The organism is Arthrobacter sp. Soil_C_49 (genome assembly GCF_057656635.1).
This window is the reverse complement of record NZ_JBDGJZ010000018.1, coordinates 63432-84344: the sequence shown is the minus strand read 5'-3', so window position 1 is coordinate 84344 and position 20913 is coordinate 63432. Positions and strand designations below refer to the sequence as shown.

Genomic DNA, 20913 nt, shown 5'->3' with positions numbered 1-20913 from the left:
CGGGTAATGAGGGTGGCATGAAGACGAGGCGCTCCACGCCCGTGTGCTCCAGGTGAAACTTGCCTGCATGGGTCCGGGCAGCGTGCCGGGACCCATGCAGGTGTGCTGGTTAGTTGTTAGAGCGCGATGTTGACGGATTTGCTCTGGGTGTACATGTCGATCGCGCCTTCGCCGAGTTCCTTGCCCCAGCCTGACTGCTTGTAGCCTCCGAACGGCAGGGCCGTGTCGAATGCGTTGTGGCAGTTGATCCAGACGGTGCCGGAATGGATTTCGGATGCCACCCGGTGCGCCTTGGAAATGTCACGGGTCCAGACGCTGGCAGCCAGACCGTAGGGGGTGTCGTTCGCCGCGGCTTTGACCCCGTCGGCGGCGCTGAACGGAACGGCAACAGCGACCGGACCGAAAATCTCTTCCCGATATACGCTGAAGCTGTTGTTCACATCCACCAGCAGGGTCGGCTCAACATAGAAGCCGGACGTGCCGTGGCGTTTGCCGCCGGACAAAGCACGCGCGCCGTCGGAGAGGCCCTCATCGATATAGCCGGTGACCCGATCCAGCTGCTCGCCCGAGATCAGGGGCCCGATATCGGTGGTGGTGTCCATCCCCGAGCCGATCTTTTGCGATGCCGCGACCTCGGCGACACCCTGGGTAAACTCCTCAAAGATCTTGTCCTCAACCAACAACCGGGTACCCGCGGTGCAGGCCTGGCCGTGGTTGAACAAGAAGCCACTGGCGGTGCCAGGAATCGCCGCATCCAGGTCAGCGTCGGCGAACACGACCTGCGGGCTCTTGCCCCCGAGTTCCAGCGACACCTTTTTCAAGTTGCCCTGTGAAGCCGCCACGATCTTCTTTCCCACCTCGGTCGAGCCGGTGAAGGCCACCTTGTCAACATCGTCATGGGCAGCCAGAGCCGCGCCGGCATCACCGAATCCGGTCACGACATTGAAAACACCCGCCGGCAGACCCAGCCCGTCAATAACCTCTGCCAGCAACAGCGCAGTCAAGGGTGTCTGTTCCGCCGGCTTGAGAATGACCGTGTTTCCACAGGTCAGCGCCGGTGCGACCTTGAAGGCCGCCATGACGAGGGGAAGATTCCACGGCACAATCTGGGCGCACACACCCACCGGCTCCCGCAGGGTGAACGCGTGGAACCGTCCACCTGGTGCCCACGGGACAGAAACAGGGATCGTGCGCCCTTCGATCTTGGTCGCCCACCCGGCGTAGTAGAAGAAAATCTCCGCCGCCCATGCAACATCCACCGCACGGGCAACACCGACGGATTTCCCGTTGTCAATTGATTCCAACTGGGCGAACTGATCGGCCCTGGCCAGAATGCCCTCACCGATCTGCCACAGCACTCGCTGGCGCTGCGCCGGGGTCATCAGCCGCCAGGCACCTGCCTCAAACGCGGACCGGGCAGCCGCCACGGCCCGGTCCACATCCTCAGCCCCGGCGTGAGGAACGGTGGTAATAACCTCGCCGGTGGCCGGGTCAACTGTTTCAAACGTCCGCCCGGACAGTGCGTCGACGAACTCACCGCCGATATACATCTGCTTCGGGCCCGCCGTGAATTCAAGAACGTCAGGACGGACGGCGATGAGCGTGGCCGAATCTGCTGTAGTTGTCATGAGATATAACTCCTTTGTAATATATCCGGGTGTAGCAGTGGGTCGTAGGGGAATTCGTTTTGCCCGTTGCCGAAGCCGCAGCTCCGGATGCTAGAAAGCGATGACGGCCATGATGAGGACTGAAAGCCCCATCACCGCCGCCTCAATGCGGTCAGGGCGCCCGATTGTTTGATCTCTGCACGCTTGCCACAAGCCGGCGGCAGCATATGCGGCCGATCCGAGGCCAAGAAGGACTCCCAGCAGGTCTGCGGTGCCGTGCATACCGTGTCCCGCGGCTGGGGAGGTATGGGCCATGGCGTCCATGCAGATCAGCAGCCCGGCCATCAAGATGGCACCGATGTTCCGATGCACCCTCATGCCCTGCCGCTCCGGCGGGTGACGAAGACCCCGCCTGAGGTGCTGAGCCAGGCCCGAGGCCATCACCCCGGTGAGCATGGCCAGCGACCACCCGACGGCCGGAAGGAAAATGAACCCGGCAACAGCGTCGATCATTGCTATGAGCATGACCAGTGAATTGGCGACGTCGAGGACTTTCCCCCGGGTTCTGGCCGCGGCGGTGCAACAGGCACCCACCGCGGCCAGCCCGACGGTCCCCAGATGCAGGGCTTCAACCACGACTAGCCGTGGCACCCGTGGGCGTCAGCGGCGGCCGGAGTTGTGCAATGTCCTGCAGCGGCTTTGTTGGGCGGGACATTCAACGCCGGGTTCTTGCCGAAGAAGCCATAGGGCTTCAGGGTGAATTTAGCGTAGTCGGTGGGCATGACCGGCCAGTCCTCAGGGCGGGGGAAATGCGTAGGCCCAAAGGTGTGCCAGAGGACAATGTCCTCCCCGTCCACGGAACGGTCCGAGGCGGTGAAGGCCGGGAGTCCCCCGCCTCCGGGGCTCTGGTGGACGAAATCCCCTGAAGCGTAGCGTTCGGCCGGGTCATACTGGGTGACCCACAGGTGCTTGGTGGCAAAGGCTGCCCGCGCTGCGAGCGAGGAGTCCGGGTCCGCCATCAGTGTGGGCTTGTCATCCGGATACAGTACGTATCCGGTGGGCTGGCCCAGCCGGTTCGTCTTCTCGGTATTGACGATGTGCCAGGCCCGGCCGACGGAGCCCTTGGCTTCCCGGGCCGCTGCTTGTTCAGTGGCAAGGCGCGTGACTGATTTGGTGAACGCTTCCCCGCGGTCGTTGGTATCGCTGTAGGGAAGGCGCACAGCGTCCACTTCATCAACGGCGTTGGCCACGCCGTCGACCATCATGTCCAGGCGTGCGCTGAACAGATGCTGATGGTACGGGGCGCCCAATCCGGGGGCCACCTCGGAGTTATAGGGGGCGCCGGCCTCGGTGTAGCCGGAGGTGAACAGGACGCCGGTGAGCTTTGCCTCAAGCTCGTTGGTGCCATCCAGGTAGAGGTACCAGTAAAAACCGTAATCGTAGTTGCCCACGGTAGTGAAGCTGCTGATGACCAGGCGCCGGGACCGGCGGACCTCATTGGAGTTCGTGAACATATCGGAGTGCTTCCAGAGGGTTCCGAAGTCCTCCTCGTGCATGCAGATGCCGTTCTTGATGGTGTACGGGGTGCCGGCCTCATCGGCCAGGACTGCGTCGAAGTACTTGATCTCGCCCACGCAGTCACAACCCAGCTCAAGTGAATTAGTGAACCGTCCGAAAAGGTATTCGCCGAGGTCGAAGTAGTTCTGCCAGAACCGGATAGGGGACGGGTCACCGTACGGTACGACCATCTCAGCGATCGAGGCACGGTAAATGACCGGCCTGTCCTCCCCGTCATCAGTGAAGGAAAGGTTGCGCAGAATCAGTCCTTCCCGGGCATCAAAGCCGATGTCGAACTTCCAGTTCGCCCAACTCACCGACTCACCATCAACACTGAAACTCGGGCCTTCTGGCTGGCTGATCTCGATCGGCTTCAAAGACGCCAACGGTTCACCTTGAACCTTGGGATCATCAAAGTTGCCGGACTCGACCGGGATGGGAACAGCCCCTGTGTCAATGAGCCGCGTGATCTTCCGGTCCGTAACGTCAACATAAGCGCACAAACCCTCCAAAGGGTGCGCCCACGGATGGTCTTCGGGGTAATCCTGACGGAACGCCAGCACGCGCACGATGCGCCGCCCGACTTCCTCCTCAAACCCATAGGAACCCGCCGACAGCGGAATGCACATCACCTTCTCCGGAACAGTCCCACGGTCTGCCAACGCCTGAACCCAGCGAGGATCCTCCGCACAGATCCCGGCGATCGCGTCGAACTCCTCCAACAGAATCGGCACCTGCCCCTCACCCGAGTCGATGTCAACAGACCGGACCACACGACCCTGATCAAGGGAGACAATACTGTCCGTGGAAGCCCCGGTAGCCATATCCAACAACATCACCCGGGCAAGACGCTCAGGACGCGGACCCGTCCCCTCATTGAAGGCGAGGACTTCGCGCTTATGCGGCTCCTCCAACCCCACATACGCAAAACGGGTCGTGGGCGTAAACATGGGCTCCGCCGAGACAATCTCGCGGATCTGAACGAACTCGAAAGCCCGCAGATCCGACAGAGGGGAGCCGGGGTTTTCGTTCAAATGGCCCGGCGCATGCGCCCCGGTATCGACAGCAGGAAGATTCATATCCTTTTCCTTCTTATATGTGCAGTAGTTCATAACTGCGGGGAGGGGACGGCTTGTACTCAAACGGTGATGTCATCGGTTCTTGGTTAGGCGTCTTCTGCGATTTTGGAGATGTGCGTTCCGTCGCTGATGTGGAGTAACTTCCGGTGGTCATTATTGGGAAGGATCCAGACGGTGGTTCCGTCGTCAGTGCGGTCGTCGACGATGCCCTGATAGAGAAGCTGTTCGTTCCCGCTCACTGTGACCAGATCGCCTGGCGTCAGTTCGGGCCAGTGACCATTGCCCGGGTAACTGATGCAGTCGGGTTCCATGAGTGCCTTTCAGACAGTGTGCTCTGCGGGCGAGTAAGTGCGTCTACTAAGACCGGTATTTCATCCCATGCGTTCGCTGAGCCATCGCCTGAAGCGGTCACCGTGGCTGACGGGGTCGATCAGGAGTAGCTTCGTGCCTGGCTCGTTGCCCGGTTCGGTTCGGGCGTGGATGAACCACGGCCCGGGAGCTGTCAGGGTTTCCTTTAGGGCTACTTCAAGTTCCTCGCTGTTCCCCGCGCGGAGAACCTTCAGGTCCACTGATTCGGCGATCCGGCCGAGGTCCAGTTTTTCTGCCTGTGTCGGGATGCTGGCGGTAGAGGCGTAGACGCCGTTGTCCAGGAGCACGATGACCAGGTTTTCCTGCGCCAGGTAACCCGCTGTGATAGCTGCGCCGGGGTTCATCAAGAGCGATCCGTCGCCTTCGATGACAACGGCCCGGGAGATGGGAGTGCCGTCGATGGCCTGTGCAAGGCCGGTGCCGACTGAAATGGCCAAGCCCATGGCGTCGAGAAGATACAGGTGGTTGGGCCGGTCTTCGATGGAGGCCAGTTCGCGGCTGGTCGCCGCGCACGTGGCCACAACGGGAAGGTCGCTTGTCGCGTCTACGAGTACGCGCAAGGCTTCAATGCGCTTCATGCTTTTGCCTTTTCATCTTTGGGGTCGAAGAACTCCATCAGAACTACGACAGGTCGGAAGGTCATCCGGGCGTGGTTCCCGGCCTCTTTCACCGTTGATCCCCAGTCCTCGGGTCCGTTTCGGCGGTCAATCTGGAACACCGGGATGGATGTGGAGCGGAGCAGTTCGGGCACGGGCGCGGAAATGCTGTGGATCATCGAGTTGTATTCGCCCAGCCCGCCTCGCGTGTTGGCCACGATCAGCAGGGGTAGGTGGTAGGAGACAGCAAATGTGGTAAGTGCTGTCAGGGCGTTGCCGAACCCGTTGTCTTGCATGATGATCACACCGAACTTGTCCGCAAACGGGTAAGCGCCAACGACGCCTACTGCCTCTTCTTCCCGGGACACCGGGTAAACCAGGGGAAGATCACCGTTGCGCTGGGCGTCCAGCACCCCGTTAATGATCGGTGCGATGCTCGCGCTGGGCACGTAGGCGATGCCGTCAGGTTTAAGTCCGATCAGCGCGTCAACCACCTCGTGGTGGCGTTCCTGGGTAATGGTTGTCATGAATATCTCCTTTGAGAAGGCGTGTGTTCAGGGTCCGGACTTCAGATCTGGATTCCGGTGTATTTCGTTTCGAGGTACGCTTCGAGGCCCTCCATGCCGCCTTCCCTACCGAGTCCGGAGGCCTTCACGCCGCCAAAAGGAGCCGTGGGATTGCTGATTACCCCCCGGTTGATGCCAGTCATGCCCGCTTCTAGAGCATCGGCGACGCGAAGTGCCCGGTTAAGGTCACGAGTGAAAACATACGAAGCGAGCCCGAAGGGAGTGTCGTTTGCCTCCGAAATGGCCTCTTCTTCTGTGTCGAAAACGTAGATCGCCGCGACTGGACCGAAGATCTCCTCAGTGCGCAGGTCTGCCTCTTTAGGGATTCCATGGAGAACAGTGGGCTGGAAGAAGTAGCCAGGTCGGTCATCGGCTTCGCCGCCCAACTCGCAAACAGCACCTCGGGCCACCGCGTCCTTGACAAGGGAGCTGACTTTTGCCAGTTGGCGGTCATCAATGAGGGGTCCGAGTTGGACGGCCGGATCAATCCCGTCGCCGATGCTGATATCCCGCATCCTAGCCGTGAATAGCCGGATGAAGTCCTCCGCAATGTTCCGCTGAACGAATATCCGGTTAGCCGCGACGCAGGACTCGCCTCCGTTGCGTAATTTCGCGACCATGGCACCGTTAATGGCTTCGTTTAGATTGGCGTCGTCAAAAACAATCAGGGGACCGTTTCCGCCGAGCTCCATGGACGTGTTCAGTACATTCTCGGCCGCTTGCCGCAGCAGGATCTTTCCTACCTCTGTTGAACCGGTGAAAGAGAGCTTACGCAGCCTGGGGTCCTCCATGATCGTGGCCACTACATTGGGGGAATCGTTGGTGGCTATGACGTTTACGACCCCGGGAGGAGTACCGCACTCTTCGAGTACTTCAGCTAGCAGGAGGCTGGTTAACGGAGTTTGCTCTGCCGGCTTCAGCACGACTGTGCAGCCTGCCGCCAGTGCGGGGGCGATTTTCCGTGCTCCCATGGCCAGTGGAAAGTTCCATGGAGTGATCAGGAGGCAGGGCCCTACAGGCCGCTTGGACACAGCGATTCGGTACTGGCCCCCGGGCTCGACCCCAAACTGTCCCTGGGTGTGAAGTCTGTTTGCCGACTCCGCGAACCACCGGAAGAAACCGGCACCGTACTCGACTTCGGACTTTGCTTCGGACCAGGGCTTCCCCATCTCCGCAACGATGAGTGCAGCAAATTCATCGCTTCTGTCCAGGATGGTTGTGTACACAGCGTGAAGCAGGTCCGCGCGAACACGCGGGGGCGTCGATGCCCACTCAGGCTGGGCTTTCACGGCTGCGTCCAGAGCCATTATGCCGTCACTTTTGCCTGCCGCGGCGACGGTTGCAATGGGCTCTTCTGTGGCGGGGTTTCGGACAGTAATCCTGGCACCGGAACTGCCCGGAAGCCAAGTTCCCCCAATGTAGAGGTCGGTCCTTGGCAGCGTGAGCGAGGAGGGAAGACTCATCATTTCTCCAATCTTTGACATTTCCGCGGCCCGCGCCCGCCGACGCAGGACGGACCGCACGGGTGCTCTATTTCGCAACCGAGGAGCGGGCGCTCAGAGCGAGAACGTCATAGGCGTCCTTCGCCTGCCGGAAGGCACCCATCAGGGCGTAGTACTGCATCGAAATCATGATTCGGGATGCACCGCGCGAAAGTGCCCATTCCTGTTCCGCAGCGCTCCACCCTGGGTAGAGCCAAGGTTTCCCCACGGCGTTGAAGGCGTCGACGCACCGGTTGATGTCCTCCCAATCAGCCGGCGTTTGCTTGTAGGCGCCACGTCCCCTGCTCATGGAGAGATCGGTAGGCCCGATCTGTATTCCATCGACTGTGTCCAGTGCCGCTATTGCTTCGATGTCCCGAACAGCTCCTGCCTCTTCAATGAGAGGAAAGCAAAGTGTCTTCGAGTCCTGCTCGGCAACCCATTCATCTGTGATCGCCCCCCACTTGACAGTCCGTCCACCGGCCAAACTCCGTTTACCCAGGGGTGGGAACTTCGAGAATTCAGTGACCTGCCTGGCATGCTCGAGGTTCTCAACGTGGGGAATGATCACACCATCACACCCGAAGTCGAGGGTCTGCTGGATGGGTCCTCTTTCCGGACCGAGAACTTTCGCGAACACTTCCAGGCCCAGGTTTTTCAGGAGCGGCACGAAGCGCTCCAGGGCTGCGAGGTCGAACATTCCGTGTTCGACGTCAAGTACAACGAAATCAAAGCCCAATTCTGCCCCGATATCCGCGGCCGGCGCACTGGCATCAGTTAACCAAAATCCCAAAGTCGTCATCTGTGACCTGCCTTTCAGTTGTTTGCATCTCTGCGATGCAACGGCGTTGCATGCATTCGAAGTTTGAGGCTGCCGCTGAAGGTACTGGACGGCAAGCTTGACCAATGAAAAAGGATTGTTGGCACCGACTCAGACGAAGACGAGACGGTCGGCCATCAGTTCCTCAGCCCGCGATTGTGAACTCAGAGACTGTCCTGCAAGAACGTTGGCCTTGACTCCTTCTTCCCATTCCTGGGCCTTCATGGCGCGATCGGACAGTGAGAGGAAGTCGTCTGTGTCAATGAAGAGGATTCCGTCAGGGTCAGCGATGACCAGTTGCCCTGGCAGCACTGTTGTCCCTCCGATGGACACGGGTACATTTACGTCCCCTTCGATTCCCATCATGCTGGTGGTCAGAGCGCTGGTTCCCCTCGCGAAGACGGGGAGATTGAATTCCTGCAGGTCGCCCAGATCAGTTGCCCGACCATCCACAATGATTCCTGCGGCGCCGCGTGCCTTTGCGGTGAAGGCAACCATTGCCCCGACACAGGCACGGTCGACATGGGGGCCCATATCGATGACCACCACGTGTCCTGGACGAATGTGGTCCACCGCGTAGTGGACGGCGACCGAGTCGCGATCAGGGATACGGACGGTGAACGCCGTCCCTACAAAGCGATCAGCCGATGTAAGCGGCTTGAGGCCCTGAGCGAAGCCCCTGTCCTGCATGTGTCCGATGGTGGAAGGCATCACTCGTTTGGCTGTGTCCAGAATTGCACTGCTGTGGACCTCGGGTACTTCACCTATCTTGAACATTTCTTCTCTCCTCTACCGGGACCTTGCGACGGTGTAACGGCGGTCCGTCAACGAGGGATTCTTCAGCCGTACTGTTTCAAGCCGCTTCGGGTCGAGCTCGTAGGTGCCGACAGCAGGTTCCTCGCCCAGTTCGCCCAAGACGATTCCCATCGGATCGATAAAGAGGCTGCCGCCAGTGGAGAGGGGCGGTGCCTGTGAAACGGCCATGAGGTACACAGTGTTCTCGATGGCCCGGGCACGGGAAAGGACGTTCCAGTGGTCTTCCTTCCGCGGGCCGGGGGTCCAGGAGGAGGGAAGCAGCATCAGGTGGGCGCCACGGTCCACGAGCTCACGGGCGATCTCAGGGAAACGGACGTCGTAGCAGGTCATGATTCCGACGGTGATGCCGTCAATGTCGAAAGTAACCGGTGCATTTTCACCAGGACGCACGATGTCGGACTCCCTGATGCCAAAGGCGTCGTAAAGGTGCACCTTGCGATAGTGGCCTATGTAGTCGCCTGAATCGTCTGTGGCGTAGATGGTGTTGTAAAATCTGTCCTCCCCGGGGATTTCTTCGAGCATGCCGGCGACAATCGCGATGCTGTGTTCGCGGGCAATTTCCCGGAGGGCAGTAGTAAAGGCGCCGTTCAGAGGCTCTGCTGCCGCCACAAATGTCTTGTCAATCGCGGATTGCTCGTACATTGCGAACTCGGGAAAAACAATCAGTCGTGAACCAGCCAGAGAAGCTTCCGCCGCCATTTCACGGATCTTCTGAAGGTTGGCCGACTTGTCCGGGGTCGATTCGATCTGTCCCATACTCAAACGCATGATGTGCCTTCCGTGTGGCCCAAGTGCATATTTTGCATATGCGCCACGTATATTTCGAAATTGAAGTAGGCCTTGGCCTTTTGTAGCCGTATACCTTTCTGCTGTTACTTGCGAGCTGCGGCTTTGGCGCGGCTTTGCGACTCGCGGATCAGACCCAGCACGTGTGATCGAAGTTCGCCAAAGAGATGGCTTTCGCGGGTGGAGAATTGGTCTCGTTCGGCCCCGAGATCCACGGTCACAATTTCCTGGACGCTTGCCGGGTTTTTGGAGAGTACGACGATCCTGTCTGAGAGGTAGACTGCTTCGTCGATGTCATGGGTGACCAGCATTACCGTCATGTTTCGATCGCGCTGAAGTGCGAGCGTCAGGTCCTCGAGCTCCAGTCTTGTCTGGGCGTCAATGGAAGCGAAGGGCTCATCCATGACCAGCACTTCGGGTTCGGTGATGAGTGCCCGGGCAATGGCGACACGCTGCTGCATGCCACCCGAGAGCTGCCAGGGGTAGCGCCCCTCGGAGCCCTCCAGCCCCACGCTCGCGAGGGCCTCTCGGCTCATTCTCCGGACTTCGGCCTTCGATAGCTTTCGATTGGCCAGGGCCAGCCCGACGTTTTTCTCGGCGGTCATCCAGGGCATCAGTGAACGCGTGTATTCCTGGAAGACGATCGAAATTCTAGGGCTCGGTCCGGTCAGGGCCTTGCCGTCCAGGAGTATTTGGCCGGCGCTGGACGGCATCAGGCTCGTCAGGCAGCGAAGTAGAGTCGTTTTACCTGCTCCGGACGGTCCGACGAGACAGACGAATTCCCCGACGTGTACGTCAAAAGAGATGTCCCGTAACACTTCGTTCGCGGTACTTCCGGACCCGTAGGTCTTCGAAAGCCCGGTGATTTGCAGGCGAATGGGTTGTTTGCTGTTCATAGCTACGGATCTCCTGATTATCGTGCTCGCGCAGCGGCGCGGCTTTCAACATGCCACTTGAGAATTCGGTTACGGGCGACAGTGAATACTGCGTTTAAGGCAAAACCCAGGATGGCTAGTAACAGTATTCCCGCCCAGACGCTCACTGAGTCAAAGGTCTGCTGTGCCTGCATGGTGACGTATCCGAGGCCATGGAAGGCCGCTAACATTTCACTCGCCACCATGAGGATGAAGGCAAATTGCAGTCCAGTCTGCATTCCGCCGGCCATCGACGGTCCTGCCGAAGGGAGCCACGCCACGCGGATTTCCTTCCAACGGGACAGCAGCATGGAACGGGTTACATCAAGCAGGGCCGGGTCAGTGCGCCGCAGCCCGTCCATGGTGGCCAAAACGACGGGGAAAAACGCGCCTAGAGCGATGATGGCAACTTTTGACGCGTCCCCAATGCCTAAGACCAGAACAAAGGCAGGTATCAGCATGATGGCTGGCACCGAGCGTCCGAAGTCAAGCAGGGGGGCGAAGAGCAGGCGTAGCAGTCGGATCCTGCCAAGGGCCACGCCGATGGCGATTCCCGCCACGACTGCCAGGGTATATCCGGAGACAAGGTTGACCAGACTCGGAAGGACGTCGCTTACAAAGCGGTCGAAAAGCCAGAGGTCCTGAAACCTCTCAATAATTCGGGCCGGTGAAGGAAAATATGGATTCCTCTTTGCAGTAGTCCATATCCAGTAGGCCGCGATGACGATGGCGGGGATGAGCGCTCCGATGATTGTCTTGCGCAACGCTTTCATGAATACTCCTCGAGGGAACGGCGCCCGCGCACGAGTGACTTCTCGGCCAGGGTCAGAAGAAGCGCGAGGGCGATGCCTAGTGCGCCGCCCCACAAAATCAGGCCGAAGGCGAGATCGGGCAGGTTTGCTTCTTGCGCTATCAGGATCCGCTTGCCCAGGCCGGGGGCTCCACCTAGCAGTCCCGCGCCAATGGCGAGTAGGAGTGCGGCGCTGGCAGCTATCTTGATGCCGGTGATGATGTAGGGCACGGCGCTGGGGATCACGACCGACACTTGCGTTTTGAACCACGACAGCGACAGGGCCTGTGCTGTGTCCAGCGCGATGGGGTCTACGTCTCGGACTCCGGCCTGGACCTGAACGAGAATCGGCCAGACGGCTCCGAACGCTGCCAGGAAAATTCCAAGCTCACGTGTGGGCCCGAGTATGAGCAACACAAGGGGAAGGATCACGACTGCGGGCAGAGGGCGGAGGAATTGGATCATTGGATCAAGAGCTTCGTTCGCCCCCCGCGAGAGGCCCGTAATGAGTCCTACGACCAGGCCAATGACGAGAGCGATGAGCAGTCCACTGAACGCCATGGAAATGGTGTCGGCGATGGCCGCCCAAAAAGCAGGATCGCTCACCAGCGTGAGGCTCTGGCTGACCGCTCCGGTCATGGTCGGAACGCCAGCTATCCCGGCTAATGGTCCCTGCACTGTGAACCACTCCCAAGCCGCGAGCCACAAGACTGCGCCGGCTAGGCCTCCTAGCAGATTCTGGAGGACAAAGGTTGTTTTCTTGCTTTTCATCGGAAGCTTTCGTATTTGATACTTCGATTACTTTTTCAGAGCCTGCGGAATGACTACGGACTGAATGTCCAGATCATTCTGGACGAAGCCGGCGTCCTTGGTGAGGGCATAGAAGCGCTTCAAGCCTTCAATGTCAACCGAGTCATAGAAGTAGGGAACGACAGCCTTGGCCAGGCTTCCCGGCGCAGCCTTCTGTTCGCGCTCGGTGACTGACCGGATGACATCGGCATTTCCGTTTGCAAAGGTGGTCGCCTCACGGATGGCGCAGTTGAAACGTGCAACAGTTTCCGGGTTTTTCTGGACGTATTCGCTGGAGGAAACCATTGCCGAAGTCGGCCCTTCCTTGACCGTTTCGACGGTCGGCCACGAGATGATCTTGTATCCGGCTGCTTCCGCTGGGGTCATTTGGGGTTCAGCGGCGTATGCGGCGTCGACTTTGCCGGCCATAAGGGCATTGATCGCGTCCCCGAAACTCATGACCGTGAACTTCACAGTATTGGGGTCACCGCCATGGGCTTTGATCACTGACCGGGTGACAAGCTCTGATTGGCCTTGGACATCCCCCACGGCAACAGTTTTGCCGTTCAGGTCTCCCGGGTCTTTGATTCCGCTGTTCGGTGCGGCGAGAAGTGCTGTGATCTCCCGGGTATAACCTGGTGTGCCGGCCTTCATTTTGTCCCAATATCCTGGGGCGATGCCAGCGAATGGCGCAACAATGGTCAGCGGGATTCCCTTGTCCATGGCCTGGAATGCAGCAAAGGTCCCAGTGAAAGCGAAATCGGTAGTCCCACCCTGGACGGCTGCGATCGTGCCCGCAAGATTACTGACGGTGGAAATCTTGACATCGAGGCCATGTTTGGCGAAGAACTTTTGGTCGATGCCGGCATAGAGGGCGCCGTTGCTGACGATAGGCAAGGCGGTCACGTTCACTGCTGTCGTTTTGTCCGCGTTGGGGGCGTCGCATTTGTAGGTGACACCGTCCATAGCCGCCTGGACTGCACTGACGGCCTCGGTCTCGGAGCCGCTGGAAGCACAACCCCCCAGCGCGACCACGGCCGTGAGGCCAATGCCAATAGCTGCCAAGGGCTTCATTAGTTTTTTCACAGTGTTCCTTAAGCCGGAAGAGTCTTTATGTTCAGGTAAACCTAGGCACTCCATAGCTTGTGGTGTAGAGCCCTAGAAGGTCACATCATGGCCTGCCACCACGGCGTGAGCGAGGCGCCGATCGATGTATATAAGAAATATACGTGACGCATGTTACAAGCTGATGTCCAAACGCTACCGCGAGATTGCATGCATGTAAAGAACATTTTTTTCGTATACGTGGTGCCTAATTTCGATTTTTCTGCAAGAATCCTAAGACGGAGCTGCCCGACAGTAGCGCCGAGCTAATCTTGGAACAGGGAAGTTGGACATGAAGCAGACCGCAGTCGACAAGGCCTACTCTTGGATCCGCCGCCGGATCGTTGACGGCAGCCTCCCAGGCGGAAGTTTCATCGATGAAGCGACTGTTTGCGATGCCACAGGAGTATCACGAACTCCGGCGCGTGAGGCTTTCAACCGCTTGGAGGGCGAGCGTTTCATCAAGCTTGTCCCCAGACGAGGAGCACAAGTCCGAGAGCTCAACCTGGCCGACCTTCATGACGCGTATGACGCCCGATTCATGGTTGAATCGTTCGCCGCCTCCGACTTCTGCGCTCGAGAAGACTCTGTTGTACCTGCTGCCATGTACGAGAACCTCAAACTGATGGATACACTCAATGATTTCCCAGACATCGATGCGTACTTCGCATACCAAGCTGCAGACCAAGCCTTCCATGGCGCGTTGGTACAAACGCTAAATAATCGAGCCCTTACAGACTTCTTTGAGACCTTATGGCGCGTCAATCAGTGGGGCATGCTCAATCGGTCCAGCTCGCTGCTCCGCTCCGAGTCCTATCTCGAGCTCAATCGGCACCAACACCACGACATCGTCGATGCCCTGGAGCGGAAGGACCTCGAAGGGTTAAGCGGACTTCTCCGCGAGCACTTGCGTTACAGTCTCAGCGAATTTTCAGGCGCCGGCCGCTGACAGCTGACATGTCCCGAACAATGCGCTGACAAACAGTATTCCTGTCCTGTCACTCGACGAATGCAAAGGTCCTTCAGCCGCGCCCCTAAAGACGCATCGGCCGGCGACGCCATCGCACTGAGGCTGCTCAGGACGGTCCTGACCAAGGGACTGGAAGCCCTGGCCGTTGGGGCACTGATCGCTGCCTAGAGCCAGGGCTTGCGTCAGGAGCTCTACTGCGGGCTGGAGGACATTGACACCGACGGATTCACTAACTTCCTCAACGCCGTTGTCGGACGCACGTCCTTGACGCCGAGCGGCGGTTCCATAAAGTCGATCGGCAACTGCCGCAACGCAGCACTAAGGCGTCCTGCGGGACGCGACACAACTTAAGGAATCAGTATGGATTTAGGAATTGATGGCAAGATCGCCCTGGTACTGGGCGCCGGCGGAGGACTGGGCGGAGCTATTGCCCGGTCCCTCGGAGCCGAAGGCGTCAAGGTAGCAGTTGCCGACATCGAGTCCAAGTACGCAGACGTGACCACGGCCGCCATCAACGCCGTCGGCGGCACAGCCAAGACCTTCACGTGGGACCTTGCCGACGTGAGCGCAGTCAACCGTCAGATCGCCCAGATCGAAGCGGAGCTCGGACCGATCGATATTCTGGTCAACAACACCGGCGGCCCGCCCCCCACGCTGGTGCACGGACAGCCCACCGAGACCTGGAACTCCTATTTCCAGTCCATGGTCCTGCCCGTCATCGCGCTGACAGACCGCGTGCTCCCGGGCATGAAGGAACGCGGCTGGGGCCGCATCATCACCAGCACCAGCTCCGGAGTCATCGCCCCGATTGCGAACCTGGGACTGTCCAACTCCCTGCGCTCTACCCTGGTCGGCTGGTCCAAGACCCTGGCCCGGGAAGTTGGCCCGTTCGGGATCACCTCCAACATTGTCCTCCCGGGACGCATCGCAACCGGGCGCATCGCCGCCCTAGACGAGGCGAAAGCCAAGCGGGAGAACCGCCCCGTCGCTGACGTCACGGCCGAAAGCACCGCCTCCATCCCAGTCCAGCGCTACGGCAACCCGGACGAATACGGCCAGACCGTCACGTTCCTTGCCGGGACGGGCGCCTCATACATCACCGGTTCCGTCGTCCGAATCGATGGCGGCCTGATCCCCAGCGTCTAACCCGGACCCTCCACGGGCCTTGCACATGGTGGACGGCATACGCCGGCCACCACCAATGAAGGAACGCTCGCCATGAAACTCAACCGCACGAAAAAGGGCGTCTACGCGATCGCCCCGACGCCTTTCCTGGACAACGGAGAGATCGATTTCCCCTCCATTGACCGACTCGTAGATTTCTACAAAGACGCCGGCGTCAACGGCATCACCGTCCTCGGAGCTCTGGGTGAAGCACCCAAACTCACCACCGAGGAAGCAGAAGCCGTCGCCGAAAGCTTCATCAGCCGCTCGGACCTTCCTGTCATCGTTGGCGTGTCCGCACCCGGTTACGCCGCCATGGGAGCCCTCTCCGCGAAGGTGATGTCCCTCGGCGCAGCCGGCGTGATGATCGCCCCGCCAGCCTCGCTCCGCACCGATGACCAGATCGTGAACTACTACCGCGGGGCCGCCGAAGCCATCGGCAAGGACACCCCGTTCGTCATCCAGGACTTCCCCCTGACCTTCTCGGTCATCATGGCAACGGACGTCATCCGCCGGATCGCTGTCGAGAACGAAAATGCAGTCATGCTCAAGCACGAGGACTGGCCCGGACTGGAAAAGATCAGCCAGCTCCGTGCGTTGGAAGAGGGCGGCAAGATCCCGCACCTGTCCATCCTTTGCGGTTTCGGCGGAGCCTTCCTGGACTTCGAAGTCGAACGCGGTGCAAACGGTGCCATGACCGGATACTGCTTCCCGGAAATGCTCGTTGACGTGGTCCGCATGTCCTCAGACGGCGACCGCGACCAAGCCCACGACCTCTTCGACGCTCACCTCCCGCTGATCCGATACGAACAGCAACCCGGCGCCGCTGGCCTTGCAGTGCGCAAATACATCCTGAAGAGGCGCGGCGTTCTTACCTCCGACGCCCAGCGCAGCCCCGGCGGGAAACTGACCGAAACGGCCAAATCCGAAGTCGAATACCTCCTCACCCGGGTAGCAAGGCACGACCCACGCGCCAAACTCGACGCCTAAAACTTCCGAAATCAAACTTCCGGCGGACTATGCAGAGCTGGAGGATCTGAATCCCGGATCGCAGGTACTCGAATCCAAGCGCAGCGAACCGTCAACACCTTATTATCGAGCTGTACTGTCCTGGCTGCGGGCGGGCAGACCGGACTTCTCGTTCAAACGTCGACCAATTCCGGTTGTTGGGAGCGCCTGGCAAGGAGCCGTATGTCAGCTTTGGGTGTAGTTCAATTTGGCGAGCTTCTGCAACGCGTCGGTTATAGATGCGTCGGTCCATGGGTAAATTTGGTGAACAAGATTGGTGTTTGCCGCGTCTCCCTATTGTTGTTGAGGTGGCCTCTTAGTTAGTCGGCGCTTTCCGGCTTTATGAAACTTTTCCCGGTGATCCTGCTGTTTACGGCAGCCAGACCCCACCCATTGCAATCAGAGATAGACCCATGCACGCCGGTTCCAGGCGGGCGGCTACAGTCGTGTGGCGGCGCCGGAGGGCCATCCATACGCTGGCTGCTATGTACAGCAGCGATCCGCCTTCAATTAATAGGCTGAGAAGACCTGTTGTCCCGTGCCCGGCGTGGCTCCCGGCAATCTCAAAACCTGTGTGGGCTTCCATTGTGATAAGAAGCGGGGACATCACAATCAGACCGATGTTTCGGTGAAGCACCATACCGTGCAAGCCCTCCTTTTGAGGGGTATTGGGTACGCGTCTGCTGAGGAAGCCGGCCACCAAAGCTGTCAGTAGAAGTATGGCCGCCCACCCAGGGGAAGGAACGCCCACGATGTGCACCATGGAGTCGGCCATGGCCGCAAGCATGAGCAAAGCAATGACAACACCGCTGGCCTTGTCCGGGCCCTTGGCCGCGGCGGCGCAGAGTGCGCCAGCCGCGGCGAATGCCAGGCTGCCCAGGTGCAGGGCTTCAAACACGACTAGCCGTGGCACCCGTGCGCGTCTGCGGCGGCCGGAGTTGTGCAATGTCCTGCAGCGGCTTTGTTAGGTGGAACATTCAACGCCGGGTTCTTGCCGAAGAAGCCGTAGGGCTTGAGGGTGAATTTGGCGTAATCCGTGGGCATGACCGGCCAGTCCTCCGGGCGGGGGAAATGCGTAGGCCCAAAGGTGTGCCAGAGGACGATGTCTTCGCCGTCCACGGAACGGTCCGAGGCGGTGAAGGCCGGGAGTCCGCCGCCTCCGGGGCTCTGGTGGACGAAATCCCCTGAAGCGTAGCGTTCGGCCGGGTCATACTGGGTGACCCACAGGTGCTTGGTGGCAAAGGCTGCCCGCGCTGCGAGCGAGGAGTCCGGGTCCGCCATCAGTGTGGGCTTGTCATCCGGATACAGTACGTATCCGGTGGGCTGGCCCAGCCGGTTCGTCTTCTCGGTATTGACGATGTGCCAGGCCCGGCCGACGGAGCCCTTGGCTTCCCGGGCCGCTGCTTGTTCAGTGGCAAGGCGCGTGACTGATTTGGTGAACGCTTCCCCGCGGTCGTTGGTATCGCTGTAGGGAAGGCGCACAGCGTCCACTTCATCAACGGCGTTGGCCACGCCGTCGACCATCATGTCCAGGCGTGCGCTGAACAGATGCTGATGGTACGGGGCGCCCAATCCGGGGGCCACCTCGGAGTTATAGGGGGCGCCGGCCTCGGTGTAGCCGGAGGTGAACAGGACGCCGGTGAGCTTTGCCTCAAGCTCGATGGTGCCATCCAGGTAGAGGTACCAGTAAAAACCGTAATCGTAGTTGCCCACGGTAGTGAAGCTGCTGATGACCAGGCGCCGGGACCGGCGGACCTCATTGGAGTTCGTGAACATATCGGAGTGCTTCCAGAGGGTTCCGAAGTCCTCCTCGTGCATGCAGATGCCGTTCTTGATGGTGTACGGGGTGCCGGCCTCATCGGCCAGGACTGCGTCGAAGTACTTGATCTCGCCCACGCAGTCACAACCCAGCTCAAGTGAATTAGTGAACCGTCCGAAAAGGTATTCGCCGAGGTCGAAGTAGTTCTGCCAGAACCGGATAGGGGACGGGTCACCGTACGGTACGACCATCTCAGCGATCGAGGCACGGTAAATGACCGGCCTGTCCTCCCCGTCATCAGTGAAGGAAAGGTTGCGCAGAATCAGTCCTTCCCGGGCATCAAAGCCGATGTCGAACTTCCAGTTCGCCCAACTCACCGACTCACCATCAACACTGAAACTCGGGCCTTCTGGCTGGCTGATCTCGATCGGCTTCAAAGACGCCAACGGTTCACCTTGAACCTTGGGATCATCAAAGTTGCCGGACTCGACCGGGATGGGAACAGCCCCTGTGTCAATGAGCCGCGTGATCTTCCGGTCCGTAACGTCAACATAAGCGCACAAACCCTCCAAAGGGTGCGCCCACGGATGGTCTTCGGGGTAATCCTGACGGAACGCCAGCACGCGCACGATGCGCCGCCCGACTTCCTCCTCAAACCCATAGGAACCCGCCGACAGCGGAATGCACATCACCTTCTCCGGAACAGTCCCACGGTCTGCCAACGCCTGAACCCAGCGAGGATCCTCCGCACAGATCCCGGCGATCGCGTCGAACTCCTCCAACAGAATCGGCACCTGCCCCTCACCCGAGTCGATGTCAACAGACCGGACCACACGACCCTGATCAAGGGAGACAATACTGTCCGTGGAAGCCCCGGTAGCCATATCCAACAACATCACCCGGGCAAGACGCTCAGGACGCGGACCCGTCCCCTCATTGAAGGCGAGGACTTCCCGCTTATGCGGCTCCTCCAACCCCACATACGCAAAACGTGTCGTGGGCGTAAACATGGGCTCCGCCGAGACAATCTCGCGGATTCTGATGAACTCCCCGGCTGTCAGATTCGACAATGGGTTGCTCGGAAGAGGCTCGATGTGGCCGGGGTGGTGGTCGGAGATGTCAACTGCCGGGAGGGTCATGAGGTGTTTCTGCTTTCTTACGTTGGTGAATACGGGAAGCTGTGATGTTTCCGGGTTAGAGACGGGCTTCTGTCTTCGGGCGACGCGTGAGGCGCGCCTGGACGAGCCCAGCGATCAACGCGGCGGCCGTCAGGGATAGCAGAGCGATGCTTGTCGGCCCGAATACCGGTGTGTCTGCAGGGTCGAGGTCCCCGACGAGCAGCGGGAAATTCAGTGCCACGATCGCTGCCGTCAGTGCGAGGCCCACTAAACCGAGGAAGGGAGCGATGAGGGTGTTCCAGATACGACGGTCGGTGGTCGTCCTGCGGAAGTAGACGATGACGGCGGCGGATGTGAGGGCCATGAGGACTGAAATTGCAAGTGTTGAGACACCGGCCATCCAAGTAAAGACTTCCAGGATGGGGTCCAGACCTGACAGGGCAAACAGGGCAACAAGGGCCGCAGCGGTGATGGACTGCACCAGTGAGGATGTGGAGGGTGCCAGGTGCCGGGTGTGAACGGTGGCCAGGGAGACGTGGAGAACGCCGGTGCCTGCCATGGCGTGCTTGTAGCGGGTGAGGACGTTGTGGAAGGACAGGGCGGCTGCCAACAGGCTGGTCAGCAGAAGGACATTGACCGCTCCCGCACCGATGGGTCCAAGATAATTCAAGGTGGTGGTGATGAGCATCCCGGCAGGGTCCTCCGCGGCAGCCGCGGTGACCCCCGTTGGGCCCCATGCCATAACCAAAGCCCAGGAGACCAGGGCATAGAGCGCTCCGATGCCGGTCACCGCTATGTACGTGGCTTTCGGGATCGTACGGTCAGGGTTTTTTGCTTCGTCGCGAAAAACGACGGTGGATTCGAAACCAATGAACGCAGCCATGGCGAGCATCAGCCCGATACCTGGCGCACCCGACAGAACCGTGGAAGGTTCAAAGGGCGTGAGGGATAGTCCTTCAGGGCCGCCGGTCAGCACGACGGCTGCAACAAGGACCACGACGATCGCGATTTCGGCGACCAGCAGGACACCCAGGACTTTGGCGCTAAGGTCGATGTGGCGATAGCCGAGCACAGCGACGACTCCCACCACTGCAAGGGTGTAAAGCCACCAGGGCATATCGGGCACTCCCAGCGGGGTAAGGGTCAACCGGAGCAGTTCACCGATGTAGCCGTACACAGCAGCCTGGACCGAGGTATAGGTCAGCAGGGCCAGATACGCTGCGGCCATGCCCGGTGCCCGGCCCAGGCCGTAATCGACGTAGGTGTAGAACGCCCCGGGCCGGGGAACCTGTCGGGTCATCGCCGACAATCCGACGGAGAACAAAACAAGGATCAGCGCTGAAACCAGGTATAGGCTGGGAAACCCGGCTCCGTTGCCCAGTAGAAAGCCCAGCGGTGTGGCCCCGCCAATGACCGTCAAGGGGGCCGCCGCAGCGACGACCATGAAGACGATGGCTCCCGCACCCAGCGAGCCAGTAAGTTTGCCCTGGGCAGGGTGGCCCGTGTCAGTGGCCGTCGAAGAGGTCGGAGTAGTCATGTCCCAACCATGACCGACCCCCGTTTCCCAGCGAATAAGCGACGGTAAACCCAGGCTGCTTTCCAAATGAGACTCGGTAAAAG

At 59.8% G+C, this 20913-nt stretch carries 21 protein-coding genes; 4 read left to right on the top strand and 17 right to left on the bottom strand.

Going from position 1 to position 20913, the window contains the following annotated elements; all coding sequences use genetic code 11:
- Nucleotides 1–116: 116 nt before the first annotated feature.
- The 14 genes from AC3A4Z_RS21095 to AC3A4Z_RS21030 all read right to left on the bottom strand — a co-directional run bounded on the left by AC3A4Z_RS21095 (nucleotide 117) and on the right by AC3A4Z_RS21030 (nucleotide 13256).
- A complete protein-coding gene (locus AC3A4Z_RS21095) occupies nucleotides 117–1628 on the bottom strand; it encodes an aldehyde dehydrogenase family protein (protein WP_498714072.1) in 1512 nt (503 codons plus the stop codon).
- A gap of 90 nt (nucleotides 1629–1718) precedes the next feature.
- Nucleotides 1719–2243 carry a hypothetical protein gene (locus AC3A4Z_RS21090; protein WP_498714070.1) on the bottom strand — a complete coding sequence of 175 codons (525 nt, stop codon included), beginning with the start codon at nucleotides 2241–2243 and terminating at the stop codon, nucleotides 1719–1721.
- Between the two features lie 2 nt (nucleotides 2244–2245).
- Nucleotides 2246–4243: a primary-amine oxidase gene (locus AC3A4Z_RS21085; RefSeq protein ID WP_498714068.1), complete on the bottom strand. Its 1998-nt coding sequence runs from the start codon at nucleotides 4241–4243 to the stop codon at nucleotides 2246–2248.
- Between the two features lie 86 nt (nucleotides 4244–4329).
- Nucleotides 4330–4554 (bottom strand): hypothetical protein, encoded by a 225-nt coding sequence (locus AC3A4Z_RS21080; protein ID WP_498714066.1) that lies wholly within the window; start codon nucleotides 4552–4554, stop codon nucleotides 4330–4332.
- 60 nt (nucleotides 4555–4614) lie between these two features.
- On the bottom strand, nucleotides 4615–5190 hold the full coding sequence (locus tag AC3A4Z_RS21075) for a thiamine pyrophosphate-dependent enzyme (RefSeq protein WP_498714064.1): 576 nt from the start codon (nucleotides 5188–5190) through the stop codon (nucleotides 4615–4617).
- Nucleotides 5187–5735: a thiamine pyrophosphate-binding protein gene (locus AC3A4Z_RS21070; protein ID WP_498714062.1), complete on the bottom strand. Its 549-nt coding sequence runs from the start codon at nucleotides 5733–5735 to the stop codon at nucleotides 5187–5189. The genes AC3A4Z_RS21075 and AC3A4Z_RS21070 overlap by 4 nt, the downstream gene beginning before the upstream one ends.
- A gap of 41 nt (nucleotides 5736–5776) precedes the next feature.
- Nucleotides 5777–7240: an NAD-dependent succinate-semialdehyde dehydrogenase gene (locus tag AC3A4Z_RS21065; protein ID WP_498714060.1), complete on the bottom strand. Its 1464-nt coding sequence runs from the start codon at nucleotides 7238–7240 to the stop codon at nucleotides 5777–5779.
- Between the two features lie 64 nt (nucleotides 7241–7304).
- A complete protein-coding gene (locus tag AC3A4Z_RS21060; protein WP_498714058.1) occupies nucleotides 7305–8057 on the bottom strand; it encodes an HpcH/HpaI aldolase family protein in 753 nt (250 codons plus the stop codon).
- Between the two features lie 129 nt (nucleotides 8058–8186).
- Entirely contained in the window at nucleotides 8187–8852 is a 666-nt protein-coding gene (locus AC3A4Z_RS21055; RefSeq protein WP_498714056.1) for an RraA family protein, read from the bottom strand.
- 12 nt (nucleotides 8853–8864) lie between these two features.
- Nucleotides 8865–9659 (bottom strand): carbon-nitrogen hydrolase family protein, encoded by a 795-nt coding sequence (locus tag AC3A4Z_RS21050; RefSeq protein ID WP_498714054.1) that lies wholly within the window; start codon nucleotides 9657–9659, stop codon nucleotides 8865–8867.
- A gap of 104 nt (nucleotides 9660–9763) precedes the next feature.
- Entirely contained in the window at nucleotides 9764–10573 is an 810-nt protein-coding gene (locus tag AC3A4Z_RS21045) for an ABC transporter ATP-binding protein (RefSeq protein ID WP_498714052.1), read from the bottom strand.
- Between the two features lie 17 nt (nucleotides 10574–10590).
- Entirely contained in the window at nucleotides 10591–11364 is a 774-nt protein-coding gene (locus AC3A4Z_RS21040) for an ABC transporter permease (protein WP_498714051.1), read from the bottom strand.
- Complete coding sequence (locus tag AC3A4Z_RS21035) at nucleotides 11361–12020, bottom strand: ABC transporter permease (protein WP_498714048.1); 660 nt, start codon at nucleotides 12018–12020, stop codon at nucleotides 11361–11363. The genes AC3A4Z_RS21040 and AC3A4Z_RS21035 overlap by 4 nt, the downstream gene beginning before the upstream one ends.
- A 159-nt stretch (nucleotides 12021–12179) precedes the next feature.
- Nucleotides 12180–13256, bottom strand: coding sequence for an ABC transporter substrate-binding protein (locus AC3A4Z_RS21030; protein WP_498714046.1), 1077 nt, complete (start codon nucleotides 13254–13256; stop codon nucleotides 12180–12182).
- 310 nt (nucleotides 13257–13566) lie between these two features.
- On the opposite strand from AC3A4Z_RS21030, the gene AC3A4Z_RS21025 reads away from it, so the two are divergent.
- The 4 genes from AC3A4Z_RS21025 to AC3A4Z_RS21010 all read left to right on the top strand — a co-directional run bounded on the left by AC3A4Z_RS21025 (nucleotide 13567) and on the right by AC3A4Z_RS21010 (nucleotide 16398).
- Complete coding sequence (locus AC3A4Z_RS21025) at nucleotides 13567–14223, top strand: GntR family transcriptional regulator (RefSeq protein WP_498714044.1); 657 nt, start codon at nucleotides 13567–13569, stop codon at nucleotides 14221–14223.
- 60 nt (nucleotides 14224–14283) lie between these two features.
- A complete protein-coding gene (locus AC3A4Z_RS21020; protein ID WP_498714042.1) occupies nucleotides 14284–14412 on the top strand; it encodes a hypothetical protein in 129 nt (42 codons plus the stop codon).
- A gap of 192 nt (nucleotides 14413–14604) precedes the next feature.
- A complete protein-coding gene (locus AC3A4Z_RS21015; protein WP_498714040.1) occupies nucleotides 14605–15390 on the top strand; it encodes an SDR family oxidoreductase in 786 nt (261 codons plus the stop codon).
- Nucleotides 15391–15462: 72 nt separating this feature from the next.
- Complete coding sequence (locus tag AC3A4Z_RS21010; RefSeq protein ID WP_498714037.1) at nucleotides 15463–16398, top strand: dihydrodipicolinate synthase family protein; 936 nt, start codon at nucleotides 15463–15465, stop codon at nucleotides 16396–16398.
- A 388-nt stretch (nucleotides 16399–16786) separates the two neighbouring features.
- Here the strand turns inward: AC3A4Z_RS21010 and AC3A4Z_RS21005 are convergent, their stop codons facing one another.
- From AC3A4Z_RS21005 to AC3A4Z_RS20995, 3 genes are read right to left on the bottom strand one after another with little or no spacing between them, the layout of a single operon-like run.
- Complete coding sequence (locus tag AC3A4Z_RS21005; RefSeq protein ID WP_498714035.1) at nucleotides 16787–17314, bottom strand: hypothetical protein; 528 nt, start codon at nucleotides 17312–17314, stop codon at nucleotides 16787–16789.
- Nucleotides 17315–17316: 2 nt separating this feature from the next.
- Nucleotides 17317–19314, bottom strand: coding sequence for a primary-amine oxidase (locus AC3A4Z_RS21000; protein WP_498714033.1), 1998 nt, complete (start codon nucleotides 19312–19314; stop codon nucleotides 17317–17319).
- A 55-nt stretch (nucleotides 19315–19369) separates the two neighbouring features.
- Complete coding sequence (locus AC3A4Z_RS20995) at nucleotides 19370–20830, bottom strand: APC family permease (RefSeq protein WP_498714029.1); 1461 nt, start codon at nucleotides 20828–20830, stop codon at nucleotides 19370–19372.
- Between the last annotated feature and the right edge of the window lie 83 nt (nucleotides 20831–20913).